Source organism: Roseobacter sp., assembly GCF_024639605.1.
GTDB lineage: Bacteria > Pseudomonadota > Alphaproteobacteria > Rhodobacterales > Rhodobacteraceae > Roseobacter.
Genome location: NZ_JAHEHZ010000164.1, coordinates 1 through 6,585 on the forward strand (window position 1 = coordinate 1; position 6,585 = coordinate 6,585).

General features: G+C 59.5%; 7 protein-coding genes, 1 tRNA gene and 1 pseudogene. 7 read left to right on the forward strand and 2 right to left on the reverse strand.

Translation table 11 applies throughout. The features are described 5' to 3' along the window. Together Q0M35_RS16125 and Q0M35_RS16130 are read left to right on the forward strand one after the other, a co-directional pair. Window positions 1-223, forward strand: a pseudogene (locus tag Q0M35_RS16125) (hypothetical protein); the annotation flags it as partial. Between the two features lie 269 nt (window positions 224-492). Further along, a complete protein-coding gene (locus tag Q0M35_RS16130) occupies window positions 493-1,278 on the forward strand; it encodes an inositol monophosphatase family protein (RefSeq protein WP_295317196.1) in 786 nt (261 codons plus the stop codon). A 3-nt stretch (window positions 1,279-1,281) separates the two neighbouring features. Here Q0M35_RS16130 and Q0M35_RS16135 read toward each other — a convergent pair whose 3' ends face one another. Further along, entirely contained in the window at window positions 1,282-1,659 is a 378-nt protein-coding gene (locus tag Q0M35_RS16135; RefSeq protein WP_295317203.1) for a GFA family protein, read from the reverse strand. Next, entirely contained in the window at window positions 1,656-2,396 is a 741-nt protein-coding gene (locus tag Q0M35_RS16140; protein WP_295317211.1) for a rhomboid family intramembrane serine protease, read from the reverse strand. Before Q0M35_RS16140 ends, Q0M35_RS16135 begins: the two co-directional genes overlap by 4 nt. A 280-nt stretch (window positions 2,397-2,676) precedes the next feature. On the opposite strand from Q0M35_RS16140, the gene Q0M35_RS18600 reads away from it, so the two are divergent. The 5 genes from Q0M35_RS18600 to Q0M35_RS16160 all read left to right on the forward strand — a co-directional run. After that, window positions 2,677-2,811 carry a hypothetical protein gene (locus Q0M35_RS18600; RefSeq protein WP_366519677.1) on the forward strand — a complete coding sequence of 45 codons (135 nt, stop codon included), beginning with the start codon at window positions 2,677-2,679 and terminating at the stop codon, window positions 2,809-2,811. Between the two features lie 97 nt (window positions 2,812-2,908). Beyond that, window positions 2,909-3,178: a hypothetical protein gene (locus Q0M35_RS18605; RefSeq protein WP_366519678.1), complete on the forward strand. Its 270-nt coding sequence runs from the start codon at window positions 2,909-2,911 to the stop codon at window positions 3,176-3,178. Window positions 3,179-3,198: 20 nt separating this feature from the next. After that, window positions 3,199-3,753, forward strand: coding sequence for a tetratricopeptide repeat protein (locus Q0M35_RS16150; RefSeq protein WP_295317207.1), 555 nt, complete (start codon window positions 3,199-3,201; stop codon window positions 3,751-3,753). A 41-nt stretch (window positions 3,754-3,794) separates the two neighbouring features. Continuing rightward, window positions 3,795-3,880, forward strand: a tRNA-Leu gene (locus Q0M35_RS16155). A gap of 186 nt (window positions 3,881-4,066) precedes the next feature. After that, window positions 4,067-6,585 (forward strand): methyl-accepting chemotaxis protein (locus Q0M35_RS16160; protein WP_295317209.1); only part of this gene is annotated, 2,519 nt, incomplete at its 3' end.

Sequence of the window (6,585 nt, forward strand, 5' to 3'; positions counted from 1 at the left end):
GGATGTGACGGAAGTCTATCAGACCGCGCGACGTAAAGTTTTCGATACCTGCCCGCGGATCCTTTTACACGGGTCACCCGGAACGGTCAGCATGGTGCACCGCCTCGCCCTGCATGGTGTGGCGCCCTGGACGCCGGGGGCGTATGCGCCGGAGGAGGGCCGGATGATCGCTTATTTTCGTCCGCCGATGCCGGGAGGCGTCGCGGCCTGGGCCGCGCTGTAGAGCATCCGGCCCGGGCCGTGCTGTAGAGCATCCCGCCCGGGCCGCGCCGCAGAAGAACCGGTCAGTACCGTGCAGTAACAGCAAAGGCCCGGGCCACGCTTACAGGGTCGGAGCCCGGCATCAACAGCAACCGGCCTCTCCCGCGCGCCTTCGAAACAACGCCTGTCCTGCGTCCGGTTGAAACGGTCGGCGGCCATGCCACACCCCCTTGGCATTGCGGCACCAGGCGACTATACGCGCAGCCTGAAACACGCATGAGGTCCCGGCAGATGGTTGGCAGCGCAAATCTCAATATCATGATCAAAGCCGCTCGCCGCGCGGGCCGTTCACTGGTGAAAGACTTCCGCGAGGTCGAGAACCTGCAGGTCTCGATGAAGGGGGCGGGTGATTTTGTCTCCCGCGCCGATCTCAATGCGGAAAAGATCATCAAAGAGGACCTGATGGGCGCGCGTCCGACCTATGGCTGGATGGCCGAGGAAAGCAGCGAGGAAGAGGGCCAGGATCCAACCCGACGCTGGATCGTCGACCCGCTCGACGGTACCACGAATTACCTGCACGGGCTGCCGCACTGGGCTGTCTCAATCGCGCTCGAGCACAAAGGACAGATCGTTGCCGGCGTTGTGTTTGATCCCGCCAAGGATGAGATGTTTTTTGCTGAAAAAGGGGCAGGTGCCTGGATGAACGACAGCCGCCTGCGGGTCTCAGGCCGCAGCCGGATGATCGAGAGCGTCTTTTCCACCGGTCTGCCCTTTGGCGGGCGCAGTGATCTGCCGGACACGCTGAAAGAGCTTGGCCGCGTGCTGCCGGGCTGTGCGGGTGTGCGCCGGTGGGGTGCTGCCGCCCTCGATCTGGCTTATGTGGCCGCCGGTCGGTATGATGGCTTCTGGGAGCGCAGGCTCAATGCCTGGGACATCGCAGCCGGAGTTATCATCGTGCGCGAAGCGGGCGGTCTGGCTGAACCGATAAATCCCGGAGGCGACATCATCACTGACGGCACGATCATTTGCGCCAATGAGCCGATCTTTGCACCCTTTGCCAAACTTGTGCGTGGCTGATTGCTAGCGCGGGTCGTCTGCCGGCAGCTGGCTTTGCTCGTCATTCCAGGCAAAGGGTTCCATCTCCCAGGGGCGCACCCCTTCAATACAACCTACATTTATCCCGCATTCTGAAGGATCGGAAAAGCGCTGGTGATGCGTGTAGATCCCGCAGGTCCGGCAAAACCAGTGTTTCGCCCGGTGTGTCCCCCAGGTATAGAGCGACAGGTTTCCCGCACCCCTGATCACCCTGACCGAAGCCGCGCGCGCTGACACATTCGCAGCCTGCCGGCGCGCGCAGAACGAACACGTGCAGCGCGCGGCATTGCCCGGGTCGGCCATGAGAACAGCCTCAAGTTCCACGGTGCCACAATGGCATGATGCGGTTATGGTGCGGCTCATCTGCGCTCTATCCGCGGCACCCTGCTGGTGACGGTATAGCGCGCCTCAGGGTGCGGCGGCTCGCCGTGTGTGCGCTTCCAGAAAGCCGGGCCGCCGAGCCTGAGCCAGACCGGCACCGCGCCGATCACCCCTGCGACAAATCCACCGGCATGCGCCCAGTAGGCCACGCCACCCGCCTCTGAGCCCGCACCGATGCCGCCCACGAACTGCATGCCGAACCAGAGCACAAGCATAATCCAGGCGGGGATCGGAAAGACCCGGAAAATCACAATCAGGATCAGCAGGATATCTACACGCGCTTTTGGAAAAAGCAGCAGGTAGGCCCCCATGACACCCGCAATAGCACCCGAGGCGCCGACCAGCGGCACAGTTGACCCCGGCTCGATCGCGATATGGGCGACCGAGGCCAGAACACCGCAAACAAGATAGAATGCCAAAAACCCGAAATGGCCCATCGTATCTTCGATATTATCTCCAAAGATAAACAAAAACAGCATGTTGCCGGCCAGGTGCATCAGCCCGCCATGCAGAAACATCGCAGAGATGATCGTATAGGCGCCGTCCCCGGTGATCACCCGCGCAGGGATCAGCGACCAGTCATACCAGAACGCATTCATATAGCGCGCGTTGTCTATCTCCCCCCAGTAACTGAAGAAGATCAGGATATTGGCCGCCATCAGCGTCCAGGTGACAAACGGCCTACGGCCGGAGGGATTATGATCACGGATCGGAAACATCTGCGCAGGCTCTGCGATTGTCGGGTCATGGTCAAGCACCTTGGTGCGCAGGTTTTGCTGCGATACCAAGACCTGTGCCGCCGGCTTGATCCGGCGCCAAAGTCCGTAAAAGGCGGGCTTTCTCCATTTGACACCGCTGGCAGGGATGCCCGCGACGCGCCGGTGACACAGGGCGGGCCGGATATCGCCTGTCCTGTGATGGATTTGCTGCGTGTCTTCTCCGGCTTATACCGGTTATAAAATCATGATGTCTGACAGGCGCAAGGCAAAGAGCCGTCAGATGAAGACATCAGGAACAGACTTTGAAAGTGACGGCTTCGATTTCAACCGGTTCGATTGTGCTCTTCTGTCTGTACCTGCCGAAGAGGGCCGGATCAGCATCTCCGGTCCTGCCCGGTGCATCGGATTGCCATGAATACTGACCCCTGGCGCGTCTGCGCCGGTTTGACGAAACCGGCGTGATCATTGGAGACAACGCACTGCCGGAGCCTGTGCACGTATGACCGGATCACGTGGCCTTTGCCGAGGTGTTTCTCAGCAACAGACGTGGTGCCGCGTTGAGCGAGGCCGCCGCCCGCGTGCCCGGGATTGGGCAGGCCCAAATGATCGCCGGTAGTTTCAATTATCTTCTCGAGATGCGCATTCGTCACATCACCGGGTACCGACGCTTTCCGGAAGGAGACAATTTCCGCTTGTCCGCACGTGACCGCTACATCGACCTGTCTGGTATTGAAAGTTGTGAAAGAGGCAATGCTGCCGGACACGACTTGACCATTGGCTGATCCGCGCCACCTTGCTCTGTATGAAACAGTTCATCGCCGCGATCCTGTTGTTTTCCGCACCCGCGCTGGCTGAATGCCCCGCGCCCCGCGACTATACCGCAGAGCTTGAAGCCCTGTTTGAAAAGGCACGTTCGGCACCGAACGATATGGCGGGCCGTGAAGTGTCAGGTCAGATGTGGCAGGTCTGGTTGCGCGCCCCGGACGAGGCCGCGCAGGAGGTACTGGACCGCGGTCTGCGACGCAGAGACAGCTATGACTTCGCCGGTGCTCTGCAGGAATTTGACCGACTTGCAGATTACTGCCCGCTTTATGCAGAAGGCTTCAACCAACGCGCCTATATCCATTTCCTGCGTGAGGAGTACGAGAAGGCGCTCGTCGACCTCGACAGGGCTCTGGCGCTGTCGCCGGATCATGTGGCTGCCCGGTCCGGCAGGGCGCTCACTCTGATGAACCTCGGCCGCACCGATGAGGCGCGTGAAAGCCTGTTGCAGGCGCTGGAAAACAACCCCTGGCTCTCTGAGCGGTTTCTGATGGCCGAAGGCGGGCCGCTGGCTTTGCCGGGAAAAGACATCTGACCCGTTTACACCCGGTGGCTTCGCGCTATTGTGCGGCGCGGGCCCGCGTGGTGGAATGGTAGACACAGGGGACTTAAAATCCCCAGGCAGAAATGCCGTGCCGGTTCGAGCCCGGCCGCGGGTACCACAGCACCACTTACAGACGATTTTAAGCAGATTTCCCGGCGGGGAGCCGGAGGTCTGCCTGTGCCCGCCGTTCAGCCGTTAAGCGCTCCGTAAGACCTGCCGTGTAGGACATGACGTGACAGGCACGGACACCTGTGATCGCAGTCCGACCGTGCCGACCTGAAAATCTTCGCAAAAGGAAGTGGCGATGGCGCTCTCAAACCGGTCTGATAAGAAGGCAAACCCTCTCAACAGCCTCTTCGTGAAGTGTACGATTATGGTATTTGCCTGCATCGTCGCCGTGGTGGCCAGCATCGTGATCATGGAAAACCGTTCAAAAACGGAAATGACCGTGAAAGGCCTCAGCGAGCGCGCGTCCGAAGTCTCCGGTCTGATCTCGCTGGAAATGGGCGGCGCGGTCCGGTTTGGCAATGCAGCGGGAATTGAGGAAATGGTGTCCGGCGTGATCGAGGCGGCTCAACCCGATGCTACCGGCGCCATTGTGGTAGGGCTTGCAGGCGATCTGATTTACAGTGGGGGTGCCGACGGGTTTGATCAGGCAGGTGCCACGGCGGTGGCCGAACAGGTTCTTACGACCGGTGAGCCCGCGACCGGACCGGATGGCCTTGTTGCCGGATTTCCGATTTTCTTTGGCGATAACAAAGAACTGACAGGGGCCGTTGTTACCACCTGGAGCATAGAGAGCAAACTTGCGGCCCTGGCTGAACTGCAGCGTAACGCCCTGCTGATGGGTCTGGGTGTCATGGCCGTCGCTCTTGCCTGCGCCGCATTCTTTCTGCGCAGCCAGATGTCACGACCGCTGGTTCGTATTGAAAGCGCTATGGGCGAAGTGGCCGCTGCCAATTACGATATCGGAATTCCATTCACCGGGCGCGGTGATGAAGTGGGCAAAATGGCCCGACGTCTTGATACGTTTCGCAGCGCGCTCTCGGATGCACAGAAGGCTTCTGTAGAAAGCGCCTTCAAAGGTGCGGCTTTCAGCGGGTCTGCGGCGGCGATGATGATGGTGGATGCAGATCTGAAGGTGATTTTTGTCAACCCGGCCTGTTCGGGACTGCTGTCAGACAACTCACGGGACATCGGTCCGGTCTGGACGGGACTTGATGCAGAGTCCCCGATCGGGGCGGATTTGTCTGAGTTTGATCCGTTAAAATCACAGTGCACAAGGATTGCTGAAGAGCGTGAGGCCGCGTTGCCGGTTGAGCATATCACCCGCATCGGAGAAAAGCTTTTCGAGCTGAAGCTGAGCGCAGCCTTCAGTGAAGAAGGCATTATGATCGGCGCTGTTATCGAGTGGATAGACCGCACGACCGATGCGCGCAACGCCGCACTTCTCGGTGCAATCGACGCCCAGCAGATCCGCCTTGAGTTTGATGCGGGCGGACAGTTCGCCGGAAGTAACGAGAATGCAGAAAGCCTGCTCGGGTTGTCAGGTGACACAAGCCAACCATTTGCAGATCTCTTTGCCGGCACAGGGAATGAAGAAAGAGACGCAGACAGCCTTTACAGGGCAGTCATATCCGGCGAAAAAACGGCCGGACGCTTTAAGCTCACATGCCCGGCATCGGACGCGCCGTTTATAGTTGACGGCAGTTTTGCACTGGTGATGTCACCGGACGGCAATCCTGAGCGGATTATTTTTCTCGGAACGGATGTAACAGACAGCGCGCGCAACCTTGATGCGGCAGACGCGGAGCGCGAGCGGGTCGCCGCTGAACAGGTCCGCGTCGTTGAGGCCCTTGGTATCGGGCTGCGCAAACTTGCGGAAGGCAATCTTGCCGATCCGATCGAAGACAGTTTTCCGGCCGATTACGAACGGTTGCGCGAAGATTACAACGAAGCCCTTTTTTCGCTTGGTGAGACCGTAGGGGCGGTGTCGCACAATGCAGAATCGATCCGGAACGAGACCTCGGAAATTTCAGCAGCTGCCGACGATCTGTCACGCCGGACAGAGAAACAGGCCGCGACACTTGAAGAAACTGCGGCTGCCCTGGACGAGCTTACCAGTTCTGTCCGGTCTGCCGCTGAAGGAGCCGATGACGCGTCTTCAATCTCTGCAGAAGCTCAGAAAAATGCTGAGAAAGGCGGGGAGGTGGCACGCCAGGCTGTGGATGCGATGGACCAGATCCGAACCTCTTCGCAGGAGATCTCCAATATCACAAGCGTCATTGACGACATAGCCTTCCAGACCAATCTGCTGGCGCTCAATGCAGGAGTAGAAGCGGCACGCGCCGGCGAAGCGGGACGCGGTTTTGCCGTGGTGGCGACTGAGGTGCGTGCGCTTGCGCAACGCTCCTCTGACGCGGCACGTGAGATTAATGCGCTTATAACAAGCTCAGGAGAGCAGGTCGCAGCAGGCGTCGATCTTGTCGATAAGACGGGAGAATCGCTGTCAGCAATTGTCTCATCTGTGTCAGAAATTTCTAAACGCGTGGCAACGATCGCGGCCTCGGCGCGGGAGCAGTCGACCGGCCTGAACGAAATCAACACGGCGGTCAATGAACTTGATCATGTCACGCAGCAAAATGCTGCGATGTTCGAGGAAACGACTGCTGCAAGCCATGCGCTCACATCTGAAGCGGACGCACTTGCTGCAGCCGTTGCCCGTTTCAGATTGAGAGCAGATACAAAATCGCTGCAGCGCGTCAATAAAGCGGAAGAGAAAGTAAGCGCTCCAGTTATACCGCGGCGTGCGGCCGCCGCGCC